We start from the raw sequence: 24,871 nt of genomic DNA, 5'->3' as shown, positions 1-24,871 counted from the left end.
AAAAATGACAAAGTACATCTTTGTAACCGGCGGTGTCGTTTCCGGAATTGGAAAGGGAATCAGCGCCGCCAGTATTGGACGCCTGCTGAAGGACCGGGGTTTCAGCGTATTTATGCAAAAATTTGACCCCTATCTCAATGTAGACCCGGGAACCATGAGCCCCTACCAACACGGAGAAGTTTTTGTCACCAAGGACGGGGCGGAAACAGACCTGGACCTGGGCCACTACGAACGCTTTACAGATGAAGAACTCACCAAAAGAGCCAGTATCACCACAGGTAAGATCTACCTTAAGGTTATTAAAAAAGAACGCCGGGGAGACTATGACGGCGAGACCGTCCAAGTCATCCCCCATGTAACGGATGAAATCAAGGGGGCCATTACCAAGGCAGCCAAGGAATCTGGCGCCGATGTGGTCATTACAGAAATTGGGGGAACTGTGGGAGACATTGAATCCCTTCCCTTTATTGAAGCCATCCGGCAAGTCCATTCCGAGCACCCCAAGGGGGATGTGGCCTTTATCCATACGGTCCTGGTACCTCAAATTCCTGGGTCTGATGAATTAAAGACCAAGCCCACCCAACACTCCTACAAGCAATTGATGAGTCAGGGAATCAAGGCCGATGTCATTATCACCCGGTCTGATGGGAATGTTGACGAGTCCTTGCGAAGGAAGATTTCCCTCTTCTGTGACGTGCCACCTGAAGCGGTGGTCCAATCTGAGCACGTGGACTTGATTTATGAAGTGCCCTTGATTTTCCACAAGCAAAAGTTGGATGACTACATCCTGGGACTTTTGAACCTGGAAGCCAAGGAAAGTCGCCACCACGAGTGGAAGGATATGGTAGACCGGTTTAAAAAGGCAGACCAGGACCTAACCATCGGCCTGGTGGGCAAGTATGTCCAACTCCACGACGCCTACCTGTCTGTGGCCCAAGCCCTGATGGATGCAGGCTACCAAAATGGAGCCAAGGTCCATATTCGGTGGATTAATTCTGAAGAAATTGAAAAAGATGGACCGGAAAAGCACCTAAAAGGACTGGATGGCATTATCGTTCCCGGCGGTTTTGGTAACCGGGGCATTGAAGGCATGATTTCCACTAGCCAGTATGCTCGGGAAAATAAGATTCCCTATTTTGGCATCTGCCTGGGTATGCAAATTGCCGTTTTGGACGTTGCCCGTCACCTTTGCAACCTAAAAGAGGCTTCTTCTTCCGAGCAAAATCCCGATACCAACTATCCGGTTATTGACCTGATGGAAAGCCAAGCTGATGTGGAAAATGTCGGAGGGACCCTGCGCCTGGGGAACTATTCCTGCCACTTGTTGGAAGGCAGCCTGGCCCGGAACCTCTATGGCCAAGAAAGGGTGGATGAGCGCCACCGCCACCGCTATGAATTAAACAATGATTTTAGGGGCCAATTGAGAAAGGGCGGCCTGGTCTTTTCAGGCATCCACGAGGACCTGGACCTGGTAGAAATTGTGGAATTGAAGGACCATCCCTTCTTCCTGGCCTGCCAATTCCATCCGGAATTTAAGTCCAGACCCAACCACATCCATCCCTTGTTCGATGGATTTATTCAAGCATCATTAAAGAATAAAAAATAGGATTTGAAAGACGGTTGTTTAGGCAACCGTCTCTGTTTTTGTCAGTTTAGGGGGTAAATGAAATGAAAGAAACGATCTACATTACCGGCCACAGGAATCCCGATACAGATTCCATAGCCAGTGCCATTGCCTATGCAGATTTTAAAAGGCAAACATCCCAGGGGACCTATCTTCCAATCCGCCTGGGGACTTTAAACAAGGAAACGACCTATGTCCTGGACCGCTTTGGTTTCCAGCCGCCCAAGCTGGTGGAATCCATGAAGGCCCAGGTAGAGGACTTGGACTTTGACCGGGCCCTGTGTGTAGGGGAAACTATGTCCCTCTATGAAGCGGTGAACCTCCTCCAGGACGAGCAAAGACACACACTTTTTATTACAGAAGAGGACAAACTCTTTGGCATTGTCAGCCTCCAGGACCTTTGGCGGTCCTACGGGGATGTCTGGGCCGATGAAATCCTCTACGACTCCCAAACGCCCATTGAAAATATCTTGAAGGTCCTTAGGGGGACCCTTTTAGTGGGGCAAGAAGACCTGGTGAGCCGCCGGGGAGCCATGCGGGTTTTTGCCAATGCTCCGGAAAATTCAACCAACACCATCAAGGAAAATGACGTGGTTATTGTGGGGGACCGGGAAGAATACCAAGATGCGGCCCTGGATAGACGGGTTAGCATCATGATCTTAACCCGGAATGCCAAGGCCTCCAAGAAAATTTTGCAAAAGGCGAAAAAACTTGACGTCATGGTAATCCAAACACCATTATCCACCTTTATGACTGCCCGGCTCCTGCCCCAGGCAGTGCCTATAGGCTACCAGTCTTCTAGGTCCAAACTCAAGGTCTTTTACCTGGACCAAGACCTGGATGAGGTCCAGGAAGAAGTGGTTAAGTCCCGCTTTGCCGCCTACCCTGTCTTGGACGACCAAGACCGGGTGGTGGGGTCCCTATCCCGGGCCCACCTTTTGGCCTATAAAAAACCCAAGCTGATCTTGGTGGACCACAACGAAAGCAAGCAAAGTGTGGAGGATATTGAAGAGGCGGAAATTATAGAAATCATTGACCACCACCGGGTGGCAGCTCCCATGTCCAATGAACCCATCTTCTTTCGCAATGAACCTGTAGGGTCTACAGCCAGTATCATCAGCAAGCTCTACTTTGAATACGGCCTGGAGCCCAGTCCGGAAATTGCCGGCCTCCTTTTAAGTGCCATCCTGTCCGACACCTTGGAGTTTCGGTCTCCAACCTCCACCCGGCAAGATGAATACCTGGCGGACCGCCTGGCCAAAATTGCTGGCCTGGATATCCACACCTATGCCATGGAACTTTTTGAAGCCGGCACCCGTTTTTCCAAAAACGATATTGGCTCCCTGGTCCGGGGAGATGTCAAGGTCTTCCAAGTCCATGGGAAGCAATGTCGGATTGGCCAGGCCTTTACCATGAACCTGGAAGCCGGAAAGTCCATGGAAAAAGACTTTTCCAAGGCCATGTTGGAAGTCTTGGCAGATACAAAGGAAGATGTCTTTGCCTTTATGCTGACGGATATTTTAAAGGAAGAGTCCCTCCTGATTATAGAGGGCCCCGGCAAAAAAACCGTCCAAGGCTACATTAGCCAAAATTGGAAAACGGGCGGCAGGATTATTCCAAAACTCCTGTCCCGGAAAAAACAAGTCCTCCCCAAGATCATCGAAGCCCTGTCCTAGTGTTTAAAGCTCCCGAAAAGGGGTAAAAGAAAAAAGTAAGCTAGGAAAGAAAAAGGAGGAAAATATGGAATTTAAAGAAGGAAAAAACTGTCTCTACCTGGGTCCGGACCAAGACCACTACCAGGCCATTATCCAATATGAAGATTGCGGCCAAGGCCAAGTCAATATCACCCATACCATTGTGGACTCCTCACTTAGGGGCCAAGGGATGGCCGGGAAATTGCTGGAAGCCTTGGTGGAAAAGGCCCGTAAAGAAGGCTTTAAGCTCCGGGCAACCTGTTCCTATGCCAAGGAAAAATTAGACAAGACCCAAGACTATCAAGACATTTATCTTGGATAAATAAGGAGGGGCCCGGCATCTTAGGATGGCAGGCCCCCTTTTGCTCTCTTGAAGCAAGGGGGCTTTTTTCGTATAATAGAATAGATTACAAGTATATTTTTTTAAGAGAAACCTATAGATTTTGGGAGGATTGGATGAAATTATATAACACCCTAACGAGAAAAAAAGAAGAATTTGAACCCCTCCAAGACAAGCATGTAAGGATGTACAATTGTGGACCTACAGTTTACAACTATATACATGTTGGAAATGCCCGACCCATGGTGGTTTTTGACAGCCTTAGACGGTATTTTATTTACAAGGGCTGGGATGTTGACTTTGTTGTCAACTTTACAGATATTGACGACAAGATTATCAAGAAGGCCAATGAAGAGGGGCTGGAAGCCAAGGAAATTGCCGAACGCTATATTGCAGAATTTAAAAAAGATGCCCAAGGACTCAACCTCTATGAATACAAGACCATCAACCCCCGGGCCACAGAGTACATGGATGAAATCATCCACTTTATCAAGGACCTGGTAGACAAGGGAGCAGCCTATGAGTTGGATGGGGATGTCTACTTTGACATCACCAAGGCCAAGGACTATGGAAAACTCTCTGGCAAAAACTTAGACGAGCTCCAAAGTGGGGCCCGGATTGACGTCAATGAAAAGAAGAAAAACCCTGGCGACTTTGCCCTTTGGAAGAAGAAAAAAGAGGGAGAACCTGCCTGGGAAAGTCCCTGGTCCCAAGGCCGTCCCGGCTGGCACATTGAATGTTCCGTAATGGCCAAGACCCTTTTGGGCAAGACCATTGACATCCACACCGGGGGAGAGGACTTGGAATTTCCCCACCATGAAAATGAAATTGCCCAATCGGAGGCCCACAATGGCCAAGACTTTGCCCGTTTTTGGCTCCACAACGGCATGATTACTGTGGACCATGAAAAAATGAGTAAGTCCAAGGGGAATTTCTTTACCGTCCGGGACATTTCCAAGGAATATGACCTGGAAGTCCTGCGAATCTTTTTAATTTCCAGCCACTACCGCAATCCCATTAACTTTTCCAAGGAGGTCATGGACCAAAATAAAAATGCCCTGGAAAGACTTTACAATACCAAGGACCGTTTGGAAGGGGCCATGAAGACGGCCAAGTCGGGGTCAGATCCTGACTTTGACCAAGATATCCAGCAATTAAAAGAAGAATTTTGCCAGGCCATGGAAGATGACATGAATACAGCCGACGCCTTGTCCAGGCTCTTTGACCTGTCCAAGCGGATCAACCAAGGCATCAATGAAGAAATTGGCCTGGAAAGTTTGAAAGGGGCCCAAGAAACGTATTTATCCTTGGCCAAGGTTTTGGGACTCTTGTACAAGGAAGAAGACCAGGCTGAAGAAGAGGTCTTAAAGCTCATTAAGGAAAGAGAAGAAGCCAGAAAGAACAAGGACTTTGCCCAGGCCGATGCCCTTAGAGACCAACTCTTGGAAATGGGCATTGCCATTGAAGATTCACGAGATGGAACAAAATGGAAGAGAATTTAAATCCCGGCCTAAACATGGCCAAAGACGGGAAGCTTTCCCTGGGTGAAATACCCATTTTAACCCTGGCTTATCTGGGAGATGCCGTCTATGAAATCATGGTCCGGTCCTATATCCTGGACCACCGGACCAAGGTGGCCCAGCTCCACAGGAAAAGTGCCGGCATGGTCAAGGCCCAGGCCCAGGCCCAGGGGGTTAAAAAGATTGAGGACCTATTGACGGACCAGGAAAAAGACTATCTAAGACGGGGCCGCAATGCCCACCCCAAGACCCGGGCTAAAAATGCCAGCATGAATGACTACCGTCTGGCCACAGGCTTTGAAAGTCTCTGGGGCTACCTCTATTTGACAGGGCAAGAAGACCGGTTAAGAGAATTATTCCAAAGGATGTGGGAAGAAAATGAAGGTTGAACTATTAAACTACACCCCCCATGGGGACCAATTAATTGCCCAAGGGGCCAAGCTTTGCTATTCTCAAGCAGGCTTAAAGGAAATCAAGGAAAAATTATCCCCAGAGGAAGTGTCTCGCTTTGTCAAGATGTTGGCCGACATGGGCCATATGTCTCCCATGGAGCATGTTTCCTTTAGCTTTTATGTCGAGGGAATTTCCAGAGCCTGCTCCCACCAACTGGTCCGGCACAGGCTGGCCAGCTATTCCCAACAGTCCCAACGCTATGTCCGCCTGGATCAATTTGACTATGTGGTGCCACCGGCCATAGAAAAAAATCCCAAGGCCAGGGAAATTTTTATCCAGGCCATGGAGAGAGACCAAAGAGACTACCAGGCCTTGGTGGATAGCCTGGTCCAGGAAGAATTGGCCAAGGGACCGGTAACGGACAAGGAAAAAAGAGCCATTGAGAAAAAGGCCATTGAAGATGCCCGCTATGTCTTTCCCAATGCCTGCGAAACCAAGGTCATCCTAACCATGAATGTCCGGACCCTCCTGCACTTTTTCTCTCTCAGGACTTGTAACCGGGCCCAGTGGGAGATCCGAGAGATGGCCAAGCAAATGCTCTTGGAAGTTAAAAAGGTCTATCCAGAAATTTTTGCCAAGGCGGGACCGGGTTGCCTCCAAGGACCCTGTCCTGAAGGGGCCATGACCTGTGGGAAGATCAAAGAAGTCAGAGAATATTTTTTAGGTGGTCAAGAATGATAGAAGATTTAATTTTCGGTCGCAAACCGGCGGAAGAAGCCATAGAAAAGTCCATGGCCAAAAAGGTCTACCTCTTAAAAAACAACAAGGGGAATGTAGCCAAATTTCAAGACCTGGCCCAGGAGAAAAAGCTCCCGGTCCAGCTGGTGGACAAGGGCTTTTTAGATGATTTGGCAGGGGGAAAAAATCACCAGGGGGTGGTTTGTCAAATTAAGCCCTACAACTATTCTTCCTATGAGGAAATTTTAGCCTATACCCGGAAAAGGGGAGAAGACCCCTTCCTAGTCCTTTTAGACGGGGTGGAAGACCCCCAAAACCTGGGGGCCATTATCCGGACGGCCTACCTGGCCGGGGCCCATGGGGTCTTGATTCCCAAGCACCGGTCAGCCAAGGTTACGGCTACGGTTTTCAAAACCTCTGCCGGAGCCTGTGCCCATATAAAAATTGCCCAAGTAACCAATGTCAACCAGACCATTGAAAAATTAAAAAAGGAAAACATCTGGGTCTACGGGGCCGACATGGGGGGCCAGGCCTACTACAAGCAAAACACCAAGGGACCCATCTGCCTGGTTTTAGGCAGCGAGGGCAAGGGCCTTAGTGACCCTACCAAGTCCCACCTGGATGGGATCTTGTCCATTCCCATGTACGGGGACCTGGATTCTTTAAATGTGTCGGTTTCGGCGGGAATCTTGGCCTTTGACATTGCAAGACAGCGTCATGAAGAGGATTAAGCCCTACTACCGTAAGAAAAGGGCCTACTTATTTGTAGATGGCTACAATATTTTAAACTCCTGGTCTATCTTTGAAAGGGAAAGGGAGGAAGACTTTGAAAATGCCCGGAAAAAACTCATGGACATCCTGGTGGACTATGCCCACTATACCGACCAGGCAGTGATTTTGGTTTTTGATGGCTACAAGGTCAAGAAAAATCCTGGTGAGGAATTTCACTACAAGGGGATCCAGGTGGTCTTTACCAAGGCCATGCAAACAGCTGACCACTACATTGAGCAGGAGCTGACCCTCATTGGTCGCCACCGGAATGTCCGGGTGGCCACCAGCGACTCCATGGAGCAGCAGATGATCCTGTCCAGGGGAGGCCAGCGGATTTCTGCCCGGGAATTGGAAGTGGAAGTGGCCCATGCCAAGGAGGGGCTGGTTCGGAGGAAGAGGCAGCTTAAGTCGGAATCTAAGGTCAATGCCTGGGAAGAAGAAACCCTGGAGTCCTTAAAAGACCTCAAGAGTCGCCTGGACCCCCATTAAGATTTTCCTTTTCAAGGAGAAGAACTTGGAAAAATTTTCCCTTTTAGGAAAAAAATCTTGACAAGGGGAAAATCCCCCTGTATAATGCCATATATATTAAACAAGAGAAAAAGAAGAGTACTGAGTTTGGACTTTTCCAGAGAGCTTCGTTTGGTGGAAGAAGCAAAGAAAGAACTTGGGAAGATGGTCTTTTTATTGGAGCTGCTGAAGTTTTTAGGCGGCTACGGGTGCTCCCGTTACAGGGCTAGGGTATGATGGTACCTAAAGAGGTCCAGCTTGCAAGAGCTGGATGAATTAAGGTGGTAACACGAAGTGTATGCTTTCGTCCTTTGGGACGGAAGCTTTTTTTATTGAGAAATTAGAGAAAAGAGGAAAGTATGAAAGAGACAAAAAATATTGAAAGCCTATGCGTGCAAGCAGGATATGACCCTAAAAATGGTCAAGAACGGATTCCGGCCATTAGCCAATCCATTACCTTTAAATATGACAAGACCCAGGACGTCCAAGACCTTTTTGACCTCAAGGTTCCGGGGCACTTTTACTCTCGCTTGTCCAACCCCACGGTGGAAGTTTTGGAAAAGAAAATTACGGCCCTGGAAGGGGGCATTGGTGCCCTGGCCCTTTCTTCCGGCCAAGCTGCAGCCACCATTGCCTTTTTAACCCTGGCCCAGGCCGGAGACCATATTGTATCGGCCAACAACATCTATGGAGGGATCCACTCCCTCTTGGCCTCTACCCTAAAGAGAATGGGGATTGCCACCAGCTTTGTCCGCTATGATGACCTGGCTGGAGTAGAAGAAGCCATCCAAGAAAATACCAAGGCCATCTATGCCGAAACCATCTCCAACCCCAGTGCAGAAGTTATTGACATCCAAGGCCTAGCCGACATTGCCCACCGCCACCACATTCCCTTGATTGTAGACAACACCTTTGCCACACCAGTCCTTTGCCGGCCCTTTGACTATGGCGCCGACCTGGTAATCCACTCTACCAGCAAGTACATTGACGGCCATGCCACCAGCATTGGAGGAATCATTGTAGACAGCGGAAACTACGACTGGGCCCAAGGCAAGACCCCCCTCTTAACGGAAAAAGATCCTGCCTACCACGGCCTGTCCTATACAGAAAGCTTTGGCCCCTTGGCCTACCTAACCCGGGCCCGGGCAGTCTACCTAAGAGACCTGGGAGCATCTTTAAGTCCCTTTAATGCCTTTTTAACCAACCTGGGGGCTGAAACCCTGGCTTTAAGAATGGAAAGACATTCAGAAAATGCCCTGAAGGTAGCTAAATTTTTACAAGGCCACGAAAAAGTGGACTGGGTCTGCTATCCCTTTTTGGAAGATTCTCCCTCCTATGAAAATGCCAAAAAATATCTAAAGGCCGGCAGTGGCGTCCTGTCCTTTGGTGTCAAGGGGGGACGGGAAGAAGCAGCCCGGGTCATCGACAACTTAAACTTTATCAGCCTGGTGGTCCATGTGGCCGATGTTCGCAGCCATGCCCTCCACCCAGCCAGCTCCACCCACAGGCAACTCAGCGACCAAGACCTGGCAGCGGCAGGCATTGATAAAAACCTCATCCGCCTGTCTGTAGGAATTGAAGATCCCCAAGACATTATTGAGGACCTAGACCAGGCTCTTAGGGCTTAAAATTAAGAAAGGAGGCAGACCATGCCCTTAATTTTACCAGACCAACTCATTGACCAGGAGGTCTTAAACCAAGAAAATATCTTTACCATGACCCAGGACCAGGCCGACCACCAAGACATCCGACCCATTAAAATCCTCATTGTCAACCTCATGCCCAAAAAAGAGGAAACCGAGTTGCAACTTTTACGGATGCTGTCTAACTCGGCCCTGCAAATGAATATTGACCTGGTGCGGATGGATTCCTATAAGGCTACCCATACCAGCCAGGACCGGTTGAAAAAATTCTACAAGACCTATGACCAAATCAAGGACCAAAACTTTGACGCCATGATCATTACCGGGGCCCCGGTAGAGAGGATGGACTACCAGGACATCATCTACTGGAAGGAATTGAAACACATCTTTGACTTTGCCCGGGAACACGTCTTTTCCACCCTCTTTATCTGCTGGTCGGCCCAGGCGGCCCTCTACCATTATTTTGGGGTTCCCAAGCAGGAGGTGGAGGAAAAAATCTTTGGTATCTACCAGTATGAAAAGAAAAAGGAAGACCCCATCCTAAAGGGCTTTGACGACAGCTTTTACGCTCCCCAATCCAGGTACACCTATGTCAAGGAAGAGGACCTAAGAGAGATTCCCCAAATCCAAGTCCTATCCTCCCGGGAGGATACCGGGGTTGGTCTGGCCACCACCCTGGACCACCGCTTTGTCTTTTCCTTTGGCCACTGGGAATACGACAAGGAAACCCTCCATGAAGAATATTTAAGAGACCTGGACAAGGGCCTGGACACCCAAATTCCCAAGAACTACTACCGCCAAGACGACCCCCAAGGGGACATTATTATGAATTGGCGGTCCAGTGGGTCCCTTTTCTTTTCCAACTGGCTCAACTATTGCGTCTACCAGGAAACTCCCTACCAATTGGAAAAAATCAAGGGGGTCAAGGTGGCCAAGTTTGGCGGATCCAGCCTAGCCTCTGCCAGTCAATTTTCCAAGGTTAAAAAGATCATCCAGGCCAAGGAAGACCGGGAAATTATTGTGGTTTCAGCCCCGGGCAAGAGGTCCAAAGACGACCAAAAGGTCACCGACCTCTTGGAAAAATACTATGAGGGCAAAAAAAGAGCCCGGGACCTGGAAGTTATGATTGAAAGTTTTCGCAAGGACCAGGCAGCCAAGAGGCAAGAAGCCCAAGAAGCCCTGGCTGCTGTCCGGACCCGCTTCCAAGAAATCGTCCGGGACCTAGACCTGGAAGAGGCCTTAAAAGAGGACCTGGACGAAACCTTCCAAGACCTGGACAAGACCCAGTCCAAGGACTTTGTCCTGAGTCGGGGAGAATATTTAAATGCAAAAATCCTGGCCCAGGCCTTAGACTACGACTTTATCGACGCCAAGGACATCATTCGCTTAAAAAGCCAAGACCAATTGGACTATGGAGAAAGCTACAAGGCCATTATCAAGACCATCCACAAGGGACAAAGAGTTGTGGTTCCCGGATTTTACGGGGCCAATGCCCAGGGAGACATCCGGACCTTCAAGAGGGGTGGGTCCGACTACACCGGGTCTATTATTGCCAGTGCCCTCCAAAGCAAGGTCTATGAAAACTGGACCGACGTCAGCGGAATTATGACCCAGGACCCCAACCTGTCCAAGGATGCCAAGAGGATTCCCTCTATGAACTACCAGGAGCTGACCGACCTTATTGACCAGGGGGCCCAGGTCTACCAAAGAGATGCCATTGACCTGGTAAAGGAAAAAAACATCACCCTGAAGATTTTAAATACCAATGCCCCAGAAGAAGGGGGTACGGAAATCAAGGACCAAGAGGATAAGTAGAGGAAAAAGCCCGACTCCCAAGGAGGAAGGCTTTTTTCTTTGGCTCTTTGTCAAATGTTGGGGCGAGATCTATTCTCGCCCCTTTCTTATGCTCGAAAGACCATTAAAATACGACTCTTAAAGTTCTCAAAATTCCGATACCCATAGGAAACCCGTTTAATCACTTTGATTTTGTTGTTAAAGCCTTCTGTTTGTCCATTGGTGATGCCTGTGGAAAAGGCGTTTAGGATTTCTTCTTTCCAGTTTTCATAGGCCCGAATACTGGCTTTAAATTCCTTTAATCCACTTTCTTTAGCAACCCACAGCCACTTGTCTAAGGCCTGTCTTGCTTCTTCTTTGCTGGAGGCATCTAAGACGTCATAAAAGCGTTCTTTTAAGAGATAAGCTTCTTTGATTTCCTTGTCTTGCCAAAGCATTAGTTCCAGCTTTTCTTTTTCTTCGGGGCTTAGCCGACTGCCTTTTTTCCGTAGGATGGACTTGGACCGTTTAAAGTAGAGGCGATACTTTGCATCCCTTGCCTTTTGTCGTGTCTTGCGGACATTCTCTAAGGCCCAAAAGACTTGTCTGGCAAAATGAAACTTATCCGCAATGAAGGTTGCCTGAGGGAAGAATTCCTTTAAGACGGCGTAGAAAAGATGACTCATATCCATAACCACATACTTCACCCTTCTTCGTTCTTCCTTGGGAAAAGAAGAAAAGTAGTCCATTAAAGCCTTCTTTCGTCGAGAGGGTAAAATATCCAGTACCTGGTGATGGATTGGATCCACTAAAATACATTGGTATTTATCCCCACCAGCATTTCCCTTAAACTCATCCATACTTAAGACCCGAGGAAGATTTGGCCGCCTCCTTGGAGCCAACTTTAGATAGCTTGTGAGACAAGAGGAAGATAAACCCAAGTCCTTGGCAATAGAAGATAAAGACCGGACCTGTTTTAATTGGTCTTGGATAAAGAAGTGGAGATCCTTAGTCCGTCTAGAATAAGGAGCTAAGAAATCCAAAGACTCATAAAAACGCTTCTGACAATGAGGACAAACAAAGCGCTTCTTCCGAAGAAAAAGAAAGACCTTCCGCAAGCCAATGGGCGTATGTTGGATCCTTTGCAGACGATAATCATGGATGCGAGAGGTCTTATGCCCACAAACAGGACAAAGTCCCTCCTTGTATAAAGAATGGAGTTTTACATCAATGTGATCATCAAAAGAGACCACCTCGTCAATAGAGACACCTTTTAAATTCAATAGATTTGTGTTAGTATAGTTTTGCACTTATCTCACCCTTTCATTTTGTTGTGGTAACTTTATTGTAAAGGAAAAAAGAGATAAGTGCATTTTTTATGGCAAAAAATAAATGTTGGAGTCTAGGGGGACCCCAACATTTATTATAGAACCTTTTCTTTTAGATGGCTTTCTTGACAAAAACTTTAAAAATCGTATGATAGTAGTAAAGTTATTAAAAGAAGAAAGGACCATTCATGAATCATTCCATTGCCTATATTGTGGACCATGCCAGTGATATCGATGAGGAAATCCTGGAACAACATCAAGTATATTCCCTGCCCTTTGGCATTAATTTTTCCCATGGTCACTACATAACAGGAGAAAGTATTGACCGGGAAAGCCTATTTGAAAAGATGAAAGAGGAAATTCCCACCAGCTCGGTATGCTCTCTTGACCGTTTTGACCGGATCCTGGAAAGGATAAAAGAGCGAAAGATTAAAAATATTTTAATTATTACCATGGGCCATAAATTTTCTTCCTTTCATAATTTTTTGAAACTTTATGCCCAGGAAAAAAAGGACTTTAATATCTATATTTTCGACAGCAATGCCGTAAGTTTTGCAGAAGGAGCCTACCTGGTTCGGGCCCTGGACCTGGAGGGTCAGGGCTATAGCTTTGAAGAAATTTGCCAGGGCCTGGAAGAGATGAAGGCCCAGGACCGGGTCCAGTTAAGGGCCTATTTTGGCAGCCTAGACAACCTCATCCGGGGAGGTCGGATGAAAAAAACCACAGGAACCATTGCCAATGTTTTAAATATCCGGCCCATCTTGGATATTTCAGATGGGCTCATGGCTGTAAGAGAAAGAATTCGCGGGGAAAAAAGGGCCTACAACTACCTGGTCCAGGAAGTGAAAAAGTCTTTAGATCCCGAGAAAAAATACTACCTCTCCCTCCTCTATGGCCAGGGAGAAGAAGAAAAAGCCAAGCTGGAGGAGGCCTTTCAAGAGGAAATTGCCCAGGCGGACTACTACCAAATGGTCCCCCTGTCTCCGGTGGTTTTAGTCCATTCAGGTCCCCGGGTAGCCGGTGTAGTCTGGGCTTGTTTTGACGAAGAAAAGGGCTCGAGTTTTTAAACTGGGGTCCTTTTTATTTGGAGATTGAGAACTTTTCCAAGATTTGATAAAATAAGGTAAATACTAAGAATAATTATCAGTAGACCGAGGAAAGCAGGTGGAAACTTGTCGACTATTTTTGAAAAAGCCAACCGGGCAGGGGTCCGATCCTTTATCAACCGCACCCTGGCTAGCCTAAAAAAGGATCCGGACCAGGCCATTGACCAGCTGGTGAAGACTGCCAAGACCTTCAATGCCTTGGACCCGGAAGACTTAAAGACCTGGGAAAGCCTGGCCCGGAATCGGAACCACCCTTGGAGGGAGATGGTCCTGGAGGCCCGGGACAGGATCCATGAAAATATTTTAAAAACCAGCCTCTTAAATATTTTTTTCCACCATGCCATCCAGGGGGAAAAGAGACGGGAGGAATGGCAGGAAAAATTGGGCCTGCCGGCGGCTTCCTTTATGGTGGTTGAGACCCAAAACCAGCAGGGGACCTTGACCTACCAGGACCTGGACAAGCTGGTGACCCAAGGCAAGGACCTGGGAATCTATTTTTATTTTTTAAGAGACCTGGACCTAGAGGCCAGGCAAAGGGAAATCATCCTCTTGGCCAGCAAACACAGCGACTGTATTTTTTATCTTTGGATCCCAGGGGCTTGTTTGGACCGGGGCCTGGCAGCCTATATGAAAAAATTGGGCAATGTCCACTTCCTTGTGGAAATCCAACCTGGGAAAGACTTGGAGGGCCTGGATGCCCTGGCCTGGATCTGGTCCCAGGGATTGCCAGTGACGGCAGCCATCCACTTGGACAAGAAAAATTATAAGGAAGTAGCGGAGGGGGACTTTTTAGACCTCCTAATCCAAAGAGGGGTCCAATTTCTCTGCTGCTTCCAGGACCTTCCCCTGGGGGCAAAATTGGAAGGGGGCCTGGACCCCCAAGAAAAAGTTAGGCTTAGGAAAAAACTGGCTGACCTGGATTCCAGAGAAGGGGCGAAAAAAATCCTGGTGGTAGACTATGACCGGGATGGCCTAGAGGGGCTTTTTGTGACAGGATCCGGCGACCTCTTATCCAGTCAAGAGGGGGCAAACCCCCTGGGTAATATCAAGAAGTTAGATCTGCTAGAAGCCTATAAGAAAAGAAAACAATAAAAAAGACCCTGTGGTCCGGCAAATCCCTTTTAGGGACTTGAAGGCTCCAGGGTCTTTTTTCAAAGCAAGCTTCAAAAATTAAAGTTGACTTAAAATTTCTTCTAGGATAAATTTGCCTACAGGAATGGAAGTGGCTTTTTGGAAGCCCAGGTAGGACAGGTTGCTATTGACTTCGCAAACCAGGGGCCCCTGGGAGGAGACCAGAAGGTCTACCCCGGAAAAGTTTAGCCCCAAGTGCCGGTGGGCTTCCAGGGCCAGGGCCTCTTGGTCAGCCGTCAGTTGGATTTCTTTTCCCTGGCCTCCAAGATAGATATTGGACCGGAAGTCTTTTTGGTTGGTCCTTTCCATGGCTCCTAAAATTTGGTCACCCACCAGGACCACCCGGATGTCCCGCCCCAGGCTTTCTTGGATGCACTCCTGGACCAGATAGGAAGTAGGGGACATGGCCCTGGTTTCTCGGACCAGGTCCTCCAGGCTTTTAACTTGTTTGACCTGCTCTCCAAAAGACCCCTGGGCAGCCTTTAAAATCAAGGGAGCCTGGAGCCGGGACCAAACTTCTTTACAATAGTCCCTATTTTCCTTGGCATGGTAGAGGAGGGGAGAAAAAATCGTCTTGGGCATGGGAAGACCTCGGAGGACCTGGTAGGTCTTTTTTTTATCGTCACAAAGGCCAATGGCCTGGGAGGAATTGAAAAGGGGATAACCCTTATTTTCCAGGGCCCTGGCCAGGTCCAGGTCCTTGTCCAAAAACAAGACAAAGGCTGGGTCAAAGTCTAAATTTAAAACCTCCTCCCCCTGGCTGGACTCCAAAACCAAAAGTTCTTCATTGCTTTTGGGGATTAAGTCAATTGAAAATTCCCTGGCCCTTTCAATTAAGTCCCGCACCACATCATACAAGATATAGTTTTTTCCCAAACCCCCATTATAGACAAGTAAAGCCTTCATCATCATTCCTCCTTTTTACTAAGTATACCAAAAAAAGAAGGACTTGACATGTATTAAGTGTTTATATACAATATATACACTAGGAGGTTGAATCGTGCACATTCTTATAAAAAATTCTAGTAACCAACCCATTTATGAACAAATTAAAGAGCAAATTAAAAAGCAAATCCTGGACTCTACCCTAAAAGAAGGAGAAAAACTTCCCTCCATCCGGAGCCTGGCCAAGGAATTAAGAATTTCTGTCATAACCACAAAAAAAGCCTATGATGTCTTGGAGCAGGAGGGTCTGATCCACTCTGTCCAAGGCAAGGGATCTTTTGTGGCGGCAAAAAATATGGACATGGTCAATGAACTCAACCGGAAAAAATGCGAAGACCACCTTCTGGCAGCCATGGAATATGGCAAACGCCTGGGCCTGTCCAACCAGGACTTGCTTGAGCTCATGGACTTATTGGAGGAAAATGATGACTAGTATTGTCTTAAAAAATATGGTAAAGGACTATCCTTCCTTTCGCCTGGGGCCTATCTCGGCTGAAATCCCCCAGGGGGTCATTGTGGGCCTGATTGGAGAAAATGGAGCAGGCAAGTCCACCCTAATCAAGTGCCTTTTGGGCCTCAAAAGAATTGACCAGGGGTCCATTGAAGTCTTGGGAGAGAAGATGGACCGCCAGACCTATAGCCAGTATGAAAAAATTGCTGTGGTCTTTGATGAACTTCCACTGGCAGAAAATTTAAAAATAAGCCAGGTGGGGAGGATTGCCAAGGACCTTTATCCAAGCTGGCAGGAGGAAAAGTTTAGCCTCTTTTGTCAAAGATTTGCCTTGGACCCAGATAAAAAGGTCAAGGAATTGTCCCGGGGTATGCAGATGAAGCTGGGGCTTTCTCTGGCTCTTTGCCGGGACTCAGACCTTTTAATTTTAGATGAGCCCACAGGAGGCCTGGACCCCCTAGTCCGGGAAGATTTTTTAGATGACCTCCTGGACTTTATCCAAGACGAAAAGAAAACCGTGGTGATTTCTTCCCACATCCTGTCGGACCTGGAAAAGGTGGCAGACTATATTGGTTTTATCCACCAGGGCCAGCTCCTTTACCTGGATGCCAAGGACGAACTCTTGGACCAGCATGGCCTGGTGTCCCTATCTTGGGAGGACTACAGGGACCTGGACAAGGAGAAGGTTCTAGGAAAAAAAGAATCTGCCTATGGGGTCACCATCCTGGTCAACTTAAAGGATTGGTCCGGGGACTATGAAAAGCCCAGCCTGGAAGACATCATGACCTATACCATCCATGGAAGGGGGATCCAATGAAAGCAATGATCCGTAGGGACTTATATTTAAGTAGACGTATTTTACTAGGAGCTTTGATTTTTGTGGGACTATTAGGATATTTTAATAAAGAAATTCCTCCCTTGACCCTAATAAGCCTAGCAGGGTGTTTTATATCCATCATGTACATCAATATGAGCTTTTACAATGATGAAACATCTCATGATATCCAATACTATCTTTTGGTAAATCATGGCCAAGAGCTCTACCTAAAGAGCAAGTATTTTGTCAGTGTGTTTGTGGCCTTGGTTACGGCCCTGGCCTCTCTTGTCTACCTTGCCTTGGCTCAAGACTTGGCAAGTGGCATGTCAATTTTTCTGGCTGGACTAAACTTTTCTTTCTTGCTGGTTATCAGTGGATTTTTACTGGTCTTTTTTATCTATTTTGGCAGTCAGCTTGGTCGCTATCTGGTCTTTGTCCTGTGGGTTGCCATCCTCTCTCTTAGTCGATTCTTTCAACCAGCTATGAAGAGCTTGATTCAAAGGGTTTTGAACAATATCCCCTTGAGCTTACTTGCAATCTTGGCCTTGAGTCTGCTATTTATGGGCCTAAGTTATTTTTTATCCATGAAGCGTTTGAATCAAAAAGATTTTTAAAATAGGGGGTTACCCCTATTTTTTTTATGGAAAATCCCCGTAAGGGAAAAATAAGCTTTCTCTTTTAAGAAGGTTCTAAGATATTTAAGAAAGGTCTAAGATTTAGTTCTAAGCAAGTAAATATGCGACTTGTGAGGAAAAAAGCCTTAAAAATTGTGCTATACTTGAGTCAGAAAACAGGAAGGAGGGAATGCAAATGAAGGTTAAAATTTTTACTTGTCGTTTTGGTGCAGGTCACATGAAGGGGGCCTTGTATTTAAAGGAGTCTTGGAAAAACCATGACGTGGAAATTGTCGACATCATTCAAGAAATGTTCCCTGAAAAAGCAGACTTTATCTATAAGACTTACGGGGCCTGGGCCAAGCAGGCCCGGTATCTCAACCGGATGGTAACGGGGGAGGGGGCCCACAACCTCTCCTATCACTTTTTAGACCCACTTAGAGACCGCTTTTGTCAAATGATGGACCGCTATCGGGGGGCGGATGTCTATGTGGCTACCTATTCGGCAGCAGCCCACCTCTTAAACTACTATAAAAAAACTTATTTTGACCAAACGCCCTTTATCACCATGATTACGGATTTTACACCCCATGAGGGTTGGATCCAAGAAAGTACAGATGCCTACCTGGTGGTGTCAGACTACACCAAGTCTTCCATGTTGAGCCTGGGTATTGAGGACAAGAAGGTCCACCTCTATGGCTGGCCCAAGCAATATGTCCAACACCCCAGCCGGCGGGGGCCCCTCCACATTCTAGTGGCTGGCGGGGGCCTGGGCCTGCTGCCTGAAAATAAGAAATTTTACCAGGACTTAAGAGACAGACAAGGGGCCAAGATCCGGGTCCTCTGTGGAAAAAATAAAAAGCTCTACCAAAAAATCAAGTCCTGGCAATTAAGGGATGTAAGTCCCTATCCCTTTTTGTCCTCTCTGGACAAGCACTACCAATGGGCCGACCTCTGCATTACAAAACCTGGAGGGATGAGTATCTTGGAAGCCCTTTACTGGGAGCTGCCTATTTGTTATATTAAACCTTACCTGTCTCAAGAGGTGAGAAATGCCAGGTATCTTGAATCCATCCAGGGGGGCTTTCTCCTGGAAAGGAAGATGCCTGTCTTGACCCGCAGACAACTAGTGGACTATCGGATTCATTTGAGGGATAATCGAATTACGGGTATGCCGGACCTGGTGGACCTGGTGGCTTCCACTTATCATGGACCCAGGACTCCCTTTATGGAGGGACCGGGAAGGGAAAAGTATCTGGGAAAAATTCATCCTGCCTACCATGCAGGCTAAGAGAAAGGACGGAAAATGGAAAAGGGACTCTTGATCTTTATGGGCCTTGGAGGCCTTGCCTTTATTGTTTGGGGCCTCCCCCTGGTCCTAGGGCGTAAAAAACTTGTGCGCCGAGGCTTTAAGGGGACTTTTTTAACCTTTGACGATGGTCCTTCAGAGGTGACAGGCCAGCTTTTGGATGTTTTACAGGCCTGTCAATGCCAGGCTTGCTTCTTTCTTTTAGGGGAAGAAGTGGTCAAGAGGAAGGAGACCTTGAAAAGGATCCAGGAAGAGGGTCATGGGATTGGCCTTCATGGCTACAGCCACAAACACCCCTTGAAGATGACCTATTGGGAGCAAAAAAAGGACCTGGAAAGGGCCTATCAAATTTTCAAACAAGAGGGAATTTGTCCAAACTACTACCGGGCTCCCCATGGGGCCTATACCTGGGCCAGCCTAATTTTTTGCAAGAGGCATGGCTTAAAAATTGTCCATTGGACCGGCTTGGTAGGAGACTGGGAATTGCAGGAGGAAAAAACCCTCCTGGACCGCCTGGTCAAGCTTAGCGGTCCCGGCCATGTCCTGGTCCTCCACGATGGGACCAAGGGTAAGGCCAACCCCCTCTGTAAGACCCTGGTTCCCCTCTTGGTGGAAGACCTTTCTAGGAAATTGGCCACAAGCCCGGCTCCCTTGGAAGGGTGGACAGGTCTATGAAAAAACGAACCATCTTCCAAGGATTTTTAGCCAGTCTGATCTCCCTGGCCACTATTTACTTTTTAACTCCCAGGGGGACCAGTCTTTTTACAGTTTTTTCCCATGTTCGCTTACCGAAATTTTTAATCCTGGCAGGGATTTTTTTTCTCTTCTTTCTCTTGATGGAGGCCCTGACCTACCGCTATATTTTTAAACTCCAAGGGCTGGAAATTCCCCTGACCAGGACCTATGGTTACAGCCTGGTGGATTATTTTTTCTCCTCTATTTCTCCCGGAGGGTCTGCCGGCCAGCCTGGCCAGCTCTACTATATGAACCGAGACCAGATTCCCCTGGCTTCTTCCATGATGGGATTGGTGGTTTTTAACACCAGCTACCACCTGGCCATGGTGGTTATGGGACTTTTTGCCCACCTTTCCTACCGGGACCTCTTTAGCAATTTGCCCTCTAAGGTGACGGCTTTAATGGTTTATGGTATTTTAATCCAGGTCTTTTTGGCCCTTTTTCAGGGGTCTGTCATGGTGAGCCAAAAGAAGGTCCCCCACTTTGTCTTGGCCTTTTTACAGAAGATGAAGGCCTGGAAGGTTCCCTTTTTAAAAAGGGTCAACCTGGATGCAGCCCAAAGGTCCATGGAAGGCTATGCCAGATATGGGGCCTATTTTAAGAAAAATCCCCAAAAATTACTCCCCATCCTCCTGATGAACATCCTGCTCTTGGTTTTTTCCTATGCCATTAGCTATTTTGTCTACCGGAGCCTGGGCTACAAGACCCTGACCTTTTTAAAATCCATTGCCCTCCAATCCCAATTGGTGGTGGCCACAGAAGGCCTGCCCCTGCCTGGGGGTGTTGGGGCAGCAGAAGGGGTCTTTTACCGGGTCTACCAGGGCTATGTTCCGGAAGATATTGCCTTTTTTTGGATGATCCTAACCCGGCTCTTGACCTACTACCTAGGTCTGGGACTGGGGATGATTTCCCTGGTCTTCCTATCGGCCAAGCCCTACCGCGCCCAAAGAAGAAAAAAATAAAAAACAAAGACTTTCTCCAAGTCATGGGGAAAGTCTTTTTCTTTAGATGACCTTTTTTTCTTGTCGTGGTACAATAAAAGGGAAAGGAGCAAGCATGTCACTGGAAAAAGACCTGGTTCACTATAAAAATCTTGAAAAACATTCCTTCCATTTTCCTGGTCACAAGGGCAAGTGGGAGGTCCTATATAAAAATTTAGCCGCCCTGGACACCACAGAGACCTTTGGAACGGATAACCTGGCCCAGGCAGAGGGGATTTTAAAAGAATCCATGGAAAAAATTGCCAAAATTTATGGGGCCCACAAGAGTTTTTTTGGCCTGGGTGGGTCCACCATGGCCATCTATGCAGGCCTCTATGCCCTAAGCCAAAGAGGACAGAGGGTGGGGGTCCAAAGAAATGCTCACCGGAGTGTCTTCCAGGCCTGCGAATTATTGGACCTGGAGGTTTGTCTTTTGGATGTGGACCGGAGTCCCCAGGGCCTGGCCAAGAGCCTGTCCCTGGACAGCTTGGAAAGGGCCCAAGACTTGGACATCTTAGTGGTGACTTCGCCATCCTACTATGGTTACCTGGCTCCCATGAAGGAGATCATGGACCTGGCCCGGAAAAGGGGCATTAGGGTCCTGGTGGATGAGGCTCATGGAGGCCACTTTCCCTTTTTTAAACCGGAGACATCGGCCCTGGCCCATGGGGCAGACATGGTAGTTCATTCTGTCCACAAGATGCTGCCGGGGTTAACATCTACAGCCTTGGTCCACGCAGGTCCAAACCTGGACCAAAAAAAACTTCAAAGGGGGCTCAACCTCTTTACTACTACCTCCCCCTCCTATCCCATGATGGTTTCCATTGAAAAATCTGTAACCTGGATGGACCTCTATGGTCGCCAAAGGCTCCAGGACCTTTTGGGACCCTTGGAAGACTTTGGGAAAAAATTGGAGGATCAAGGGATTAACCTGGTCCAGGCTCCTGACAAGGACCCCTTTAAACTCTTAATTGAAGTGCCGGGCTATGGGGGCTTGGAGCTTTATGAAAGTTTATTTTACGACCATGGCCTGGGAATGGAAATGCATGACCAGCGTTTTGTTTTAGCTGTGGTGACGGCCTTTGACCACCCGGAAGACTTGGACCTCTTGGCTGAGGCTTTAACTTCTTTTGAAAAAAGACAGCCCCTGGGCAAGACCTGGCCCCAAGACCCTCCCCTTAGGGAGGAAATTTTAACTATCAACCGCCGCAAGGAGGGGGCAAGAACCCTCCACTACAAGGAGACTTTGGGCCTGGAGTCTTTGGACTTTATCACTCCCTACCCACCGGGCATCCCCTTGATTTTTCCCGGGGAAAGAATTAGGGAGGACCAGCTAAGGCAAATCGAGGCCTACCTGGACCAAGGAATCCAACTGGAAGGCCTTGACCAAGACCATAGAATGGACGTGATTGAATGAAGGGAAAATTTATTGTCCTGGAGGGATCGGACGGGTCCGGAAAGTCCACCCTGGCAGGGAAGTTAAAAGACTATTATGACCAAAGGGGGGCCAAGGTCCTCCTGACCCGAGAACCCGGAGGTACAGACCTGGGGGAAGAAATTCGGGATATGATTTTGAGAAAGCAGGGGGATGAAATGGACCCCAGGACTGAGGCCTTGCTCTATGCAGCCTCCAGGGCCGAGCATGTCTTTAAAAAAATCAAGCCGGCTGTGGAAGAGGGCTACATTGTCCTTTGCGAACGCTACATCCTATCCAGTCTGGCCTACCAGGGCTATGGTAGGGAGCTTGGCCCCCAAGAGGTTTTAAAGATCAATGAATTTGCAACGGGGTTCTTCCGGCCCGACGTAACCTTTTACTTAAAGGTGGACTGGCAAAAGACCCTGCAAAGGAAGATTGACCAGGGAGGCGACCGGTTGGAATTGGCCGGAGACGCCTTTTTCAAAAGGGTTCAAGAGGGCTACCAGGCCCTGGCCCAAAGCAAGGGCATCCATGTCTTGGATGCAGGAAAAACACCAGAAGAAATTTACCAAGAGTGTATAAAAATATTGGAGGAAGTCCATGGATAAATTAGTCATAGCTATTGTACAAGACCAGGATGCCAGCATCCTCATTGAAGAAGTAACCAAGGCAAACTTTCGGGTTACCAAGCTATCTTCTTCTGGAGGATTTTTAAAATCAGGCAACACCACCCTCTTAATGGGGGTCCAAGAGGACCAGGTCAAGGACCTCTTAAAGATCATAGAAAAAAACTGCAAGACCAGGGAAGTGGCCACCAGCCTCTTAACTGTAACCATGCCGGGAGAATCCTACGCTCCCTATCCCGTCAATGTGACGGTTGGCGGGGCTACGGTTTTTATCCTGGATGTAGACCAATACATTCGCTACTAGGAGACCCGGCATGAAGATGATACTTGCAATTGTACCGGATAATCTCATGGACAAACTCATGGACCGGTGCTTGGAAAAAAAGATCCAGTTTACCCGGTTGGCCTCTTCTGGAGGCTTTTTAAAGCAGGGGAACACCACAGTCATCTTGGGAATCCAAGAAGATAGCTTGGACCAGCTAAAGGGAATTTTTGAAGACCTGAGCCGGGACCTGGATGGAGCCAAGGAAGGAATCCATGTCTTTTACATGGCTGGAGATATAGGACGGGAATTTTAATGGGTCAAGTTTTCGTTGGCCATGAAGACTATGTCCGAGAATTTTGCCAGCGCAAGGAAGAAGGAGCCCTGCCCCACTGCCTTCTAATTACGGGACCCCAGGGGGTGGGCAAGGCCCGTCTCGCCAAGGACTTGGCAAAAATCTACCTAGCCGGGGACCAAAAAGACCAAAGCGACCTCCAGGTGGAGTCTGGCAACCATCCTGACTTCCACCAGCTTTGCGCTGGGGAAGAGACCATTAAAAAACAGGAAATTGTAGACTTGATTGAGGAGAGTCAAAAGACCTCCTACCTGGGAGGGCGGCAAGTTTTTCTCATCCAAGAGGCAGACCAGCTGACAGTCCAGGGGCAAAATGCTCTTTTAAAGACCCTGGAAGAGCCCCAAAGCCAGGTGGCGATTTTTTTGACAGCTGTCCATGAGGGCCAACTTTTGGATACCATTGTGTCCAGGGCCCGGGTAATTCCTCTGCATCCTGTCAGGGAAGAAGACCTCCTGGCCTGGTTGAAGGACCAGGGCTATGGGACCAAGGAATCTCTAAAGGATGCCGTAAGCCTATCTGGGGGGTGTTTGGAAAAGGCCCTGGCCTATTTGGAAGATGAGGACTGGATCCGGTTAAGGGCTGAATTTTTTCAAAAGATTCAAGACTTTAAGCGAAAGAGTCGGGACTTCCCCTTTGTTTTAACAGAGGACCTTTTAACCAAAAAGGCCTACCTAAAGGACTTTTTACTCCTGATGGCCCAATACTACCGGGATATCTTGGTCTACAAGACCCTGGGAGACCAGGACCTTTTAGTCCACCGGGACAAGCTGGTCTTGATTCAGGGGGAGACCTTGAAAAATTCATCACTTTATACTATCATTAAAGACATTCAGGAAAGTTTCACTTTTCTTGAAAGGAATGGAAATAGTCGCCTTGTACTGGAAGGCTTATTTATAAAAATACAGGAGGAATATTTATGATCGATGTTGTTGGGGTACAGTTTAAACCAACCGGAAAGATCTATAATTTTGCCTCTCAAGGACTAAGTTTATCCCCAAAAGATAAGGTCATTGTGGAAATGAGCTGGGGAAGAGAATTTGCAACAATTGCCACAGGTAACCAGGAAATTTCTGAAGAGGAAGTTGTCGGGGACCTGAAGGCAGTTTTAAGGAAGGCCACAGATGAGGATTTAGCCATCTATGCCAAAAACAAGGAAGAGGCCCGGAAGGCCTTGAAGGTTTGCGCAGAATGTGTTGAAAAAAATAATTTGGACATGAAACTCATCGACAGTGCCTATACCTATGACCGGAGCAAGCTCTTGTTTTACTTTACAGCAGAGGGCCGGGTAGATTTTAGAAATTTAGTAAGAGATTTGGCAAGAATATATAGGACACGCATTGAGCTGAGACAGGTAGGGGTCAGGGACGAGGCCAAGTTTTTAGGAGGCCTGGGAGCCTGTGGCCGCCGCTGTTGCTGCTCCAGCTTTTTACAAAAGTTTGACCCAGTAACCATTAAGATGGCCAAGGACCAAAACCTGTCCTTGAATTCATCAAAGATATCCGGGATTTGCGGTCGCCTGATGTGCTGCTTGCGCTATGAGCAAGAAGGTTATGAGTGTATGCACAAGAAAACTCCCTTTATCGGAGAAATTGTGGACACAGACCAGGGAAGGGGCACAGTTGTGGACCGGCAACTCTTAAAGGGCCAGGTCAAGGTGGCCTTTTATGGGGAAAATGCTAGCCAGGAAGTTTTTTCTGTGGAAGAGGTCAAAAGGACCTACCAAAAAGACAAGGAAAACCACTCTCCCAAGCGAGGAGAGGACATAAACAATGAAGACGAATGAAAAAACGTC

The 24,871-nt window shown here is 47.8% G+C and carries 25 protein-coding genes, 1 pseudogene and 1 other annotated feature; of the genes and pseudogenes, 24 read left to right on the top strand and 2 right to left on the bottom strand.

Features of this window, described 5'->3' with window-relative positions; all coding sequences use genetic code 11:
• Window positions 1-4: 4 nt before the first annotated feature.
• The 10 genes and pseudogenes from BQ7400_RS07025 to BQ7400_RS06980 all read left to right on the top strand — a co-directional run bounded on the left by BQ7400_RS07025 (window position 5) and on the right by BQ7400_RS06980 (window position 11,045).
• On the top strand, window positions 5-1,606 hold the full coding sequence (locus BQ7400_RS07025; protein ID WP_072469930.1) for a CTP synthase: 1,602 nt from the start codon (window positions 5-7) through the stop codon (window positions 1,604-1,606).
• A 62-nt stretch (window positions 1,607-1,668) separates the two neighbouring features.
• The gene (locus BQ7400_RS07020) at window positions 1,669-3,300 is read left to right on the top strand and encodes a putative manganese-dependent inorganic diphosphatase (protein ID WP_072469929.1); all 1,632 of its coding nucleotides are present in this window, start codon (window positions 1,669-1,671) and stop codon (window positions 3,298-3,300) included.
• A 61-nt stretch (window positions 3,301-3,361) separates the two neighbouring features.
• Window positions 3,362-3,640 (top strand): annotated as a pseudogene (locus BQ7400_RS07015) (GNAT family N-acetyltransferase); the annotation flags it as partial.
• Window positions 3,641-3,774: 134 nt separating this feature from the next.
• On the top strand, window positions 3,775-5,160 hold the full coding sequence (gene cysS, locus BQ7400_RS07010; RefSeq protein WP_072469928.1) for a cysteine--tRNA ligase: 1,386 nt from the start codon (window positions 3,775-3,777) through the stop codon (window positions 5,158-5,160).
• Window positions 5,145-5,567 (top strand): Mini-ribonuclease 3, encoded by a 423-nt coding sequence (locus tag BQ7400_RS07005; protein WP_072469927.1) that lies wholly within the window; start codon window positions 5,145-5,147, stop codon window positions 5,565-5,567. The genes cysS and BQ7400_RS07005 overlap by 16 nt, the downstream gene beginning before the upstream one ends.
• Window positions 5,557-6,309, top strand: coding sequence for an FAD-dependent thymidylate synthase (gene thyX, locus BQ7400_RS07000; protein ID WP_034438664.1), 753 nt, complete (start codon window positions 5,557-5,559; stop codon window positions 6,307-6,309). Before BQ7400_RS07005 ends, thyX begins: the two co-directional genes overlap by 11 nt.
• Window positions 6,306-7,040 (top strand): 23S rRNA (guanosine(2251)-2'-O)-methyltransferase RlmB, encoded by a 735-nt coding sequence (gene rlmB / locus BQ7400_RS06995; protein WP_072469926.1) that lies wholly within the window; start codon window positions 6,306-6,308, stop codon window positions 7,038-7,040. The genes thyX and rlmB overlap by 4 nt, the downstream gene beginning before the upstream one ends.
• Window positions 7,027-7,569 carry a YacP-like NYN domain-containing protein gene (locus tag BQ7400_RS06990; RefSeq protein WP_034438670.1) on the top strand — a complete coding sequence of 181 codons (543 nt, stop codon included), beginning with the start codon at window positions 7,027-7,029 and terminating at the stop codon, window positions 7,567-7,569. Before rlmB ends, BQ7400_RS06990 begins: the two co-directional genes overlap by 14 nt.
• A 96-nt stretch (window positions 7,570-7,665) precedes the next feature.
• Window positions 7,666-7,902: a binding site (T-box leader), on the top strand.
• Window positions 7,903-7,946: 44 nt separating this feature from the next.
• Window positions 7,947-9,215 (top strand): O-acetylhomoserine aminocarboxypropyltransferase/cysteine synthase family protein, encoded by a 1,269-nt coding sequence (locus tag BQ7400_RS06985; protein ID WP_072469925.1) that lies wholly within the window; start codon window positions 7,947-7,949, stop codon window positions 9,213-9,215.
• A gap of 21 nt (window positions 9,216-9,236) precedes the next feature.
• On the top strand, window positions 9,237-11,045 hold the full coding sequence (locus BQ7400_RS06980) for a homoserine O-acetyltransferase/O-succinyltransferase family protein (RefSeq protein WP_072469924.1): 1,809 nt from the start codon (window positions 9,237-9,239) through the stop codon (window positions 11,043-11,045).
• A gap of 86 nt (window positions 11,046-11,131) precedes the next feature.
• Here BQ7400_RS06980 and BQ7400_RS06975 read toward each other — a convergent pair whose 3' ends face one another.
• Window positions 11,132-12,286 (bottom strand): ISL3 family transposase, encoded by a 1,155-nt coding sequence (locus BQ7400_RS06975; protein WP_180371962.1) that lies wholly within the window; start codon window positions 12,284-12,286, stop codon window positions 11,132-11,134.
• 233 nt (window positions 12,287-12,519) lie between these two features.
• Here BQ7400_RS06975 and BQ7400_RS06970 point away from each other — a divergent pair, with 233 nt between their 5' ends.
• Both BQ7400_RS06970 and BQ7400_RS06965 read left to right on the top strand, forming a co-directional pair.
• Window positions 12,520-13,398 carry a DegV family protein gene (locus BQ7400_RS06970; protein ID WP_072469923.1) on the top strand — a complete coding sequence of 293 codons (879 nt, stop codon included), beginning with the start codon at window positions 12,520-12,522 and terminating at the stop codon, window positions 13,396-13,398.
• A gap of 105 nt (window positions 13,399-13,503) precedes the next feature.
• Window positions 13,504-14,529, top strand: a complete 1,026-nt coding sequence (locus tag BQ7400_RS06965; RefSeq protein ID WP_072469922.1) for a hypothetical protein — start codon at window positions 13,504-13,506, stop codon at window positions 14,527-14,529.
• A 78-nt stretch (window positions 14,530-14,607) separates the two neighbouring features.
• On the opposite strand, the gene BQ7400_RS06960 is transcribed toward BQ7400_RS06965, so the two are convergent.
• A complete protein-coding gene (locus tag BQ7400_RS06960) occupies window positions 14,608-15,474 on the bottom strand; it encodes a RimK family alpha-L-glutamate ligase (RefSeq protein WP_072469921.1) in 867 nt (288 codons plus the stop codon).
• 94 nt (window positions 15,475-15,568) lie between these two features.
• On the opposite strand from BQ7400_RS06960, the gene BQ7400_RS06955 reads away from it, so the two are divergent.
• From BQ7400_RS06955 to BQ7400_RS06900, 12 genes are all read left to right on the top strand, one after another.
• A complete protein-coding gene (locus tag BQ7400_RS06955; RefSeq protein WP_072469920.1) occupies window positions 15,569-15,946 on the top strand; it encodes a GntR family transcriptional regulator in 378 nt (125 codons plus the stop codon).
• On the top strand, window positions 15,939-16,781 hold the full coding sequence (locus BQ7400_RS06950; protein WP_180371965.1) for an ABC transporter ATP-binding protein: 843 nt from the start codon (window positions 15,939-15,941) through the stop codon (window positions 16,779-16,781). The genes BQ7400_RS06955 and BQ7400_RS06950 overlap by 8 nt, the downstream gene beginning before the upstream one ends.
• Window positions 16,778-17,395, top strand: a complete 618-nt coding sequence (locus tag BQ7400_RS06945) for an ABC-2 transporter permease (RefSeq protein ID WP_072469918.1) — start codon at window positions 16,778-16,780, stop codon at window positions 17,393-17,395. Before BQ7400_RS06950 ends, BQ7400_RS06945 begins: the two co-directional genes overlap by 4 nt.
• 196 nt (window positions 17,396-17,591) lie before the next feature.
• Window positions 17,592-18,686, top strand: a complete 1,095-nt coding sequence (locus BQ7400_RS06940; RefSeq protein ID WP_072469917.1) for an MGDG synthase family glycosyltransferase — start codon at window positions 17,592-17,594, stop codon at window positions 18,684-18,686.
• Between the two features lie 15 nt (window positions 18,687-18,701).
• Window positions 18,702-19,379, top strand: a complete 678-nt coding sequence (locus BQ7400_RS06935; protein WP_072469916.1) for a polysaccharide deacetylase family protein — start codon at window positions 18,702-18,704, stop codon at window positions 19,377-19,379.
• Complete coding sequence (locus BQ7400_RS06930) at window positions 19,376-20,401, top strand: lysylphosphatidylglycerol synthase transmembrane domain-containing protein (RefSeq protein WP_034438695.1); 1,026 nt, start codon at window positions 19,376-19,378, stop codon at window positions 20,399-20,401. Before BQ7400_RS06935 ends, BQ7400_RS06930 begins: the two co-directional genes overlap by 4 nt.
• Window positions 20,402-20,495: 94 nt before the next feature.
• Entirely contained in the window at window positions 20,496-21,836 is a 1,341-nt protein-coding gene (locus tag BQ7400_RS06925; RefSeq protein ID WP_072469915.1) for an aminotransferase class I/II-fold pyridoxal phosphate-dependent enzyme, read from the top strand.
• Window positions 21,833-22,444, top strand: a complete 612-nt coding sequence (tmk, locus tag BQ7400_RS06920) for a dTMP kinase (RefSeq protein WP_072469914.1) — start codon at window positions 21,833-21,835, stop codon at window positions 22,442-22,444. The genes BQ7400_RS06925 and tmk overlap by 4 nt, the downstream gene beginning before the upstream one ends.
• Window positions 22,437-22,766 carry a cyclic-di-AMP receptor gene (locus BQ7400_RS06915; protein WP_072469913.1) on the top strand — a complete coding sequence of 110 codons (330 nt, stop codon included), beginning with the start codon at window positions 22,437-22,439 and terminating at the stop codon, window positions 22,764-22,766. The genes tmk and BQ7400_RS06915 overlap by 8 nt, the downstream gene beginning before the upstream one ends.
• 10 nt (window positions 22,767-22,776) lie before the next feature.
• Window positions 22,777-23,040 (top strand): cyclic-di-AMP receptor, encoded by a 264-nt coding sequence (locus BQ7400_RS06910; protein WP_072469912.1) that lies wholly within the window; start codon window positions 22,777-22,779, stop codon window positions 23,038-23,040.
• Window positions 23,040-23,999 (top strand): DNA polymerase III subunit, encoded by a 960-nt coding sequence (locus BQ7400_RS06905; RefSeq protein ID WP_072469911.1) that lies wholly within the window; start codon window positions 23,040-23,042, stop codon window positions 23,997-23,999. Before BQ7400_RS06910 ends, BQ7400_RS06905 begins: the two co-directional genes overlap by 1 nt.
• Window positions 23,996-24,862 (top strand): PSP1 domain-containing protein, encoded by an 867-nt coding sequence (locus BQ7400_RS06900; RefSeq protein ID WP_034438707.1) that lies wholly within the window; start codon window positions 23,996-23,998, stop codon window positions 24,860-24,862. Before BQ7400_RS06905 ends, BQ7400_RS06900 begins: the two co-directional genes overlap by 4 nt.
• The last annotated feature ends 9 nt before the right edge of the window (window positions 24,863-24,871 follow it).

This window comes from Urinicoccus massiliensis, from assembly GCF_900120405.1.
GTDB lineage: Bacteria > Bacillota > Clostridia > Tissierellales > Peptoniphilaceae > Urinicoccus > Urinicoccus massiliensis.
This window is presented reverse-complemented; position numbering and strand designations above follow the sequence as displayed.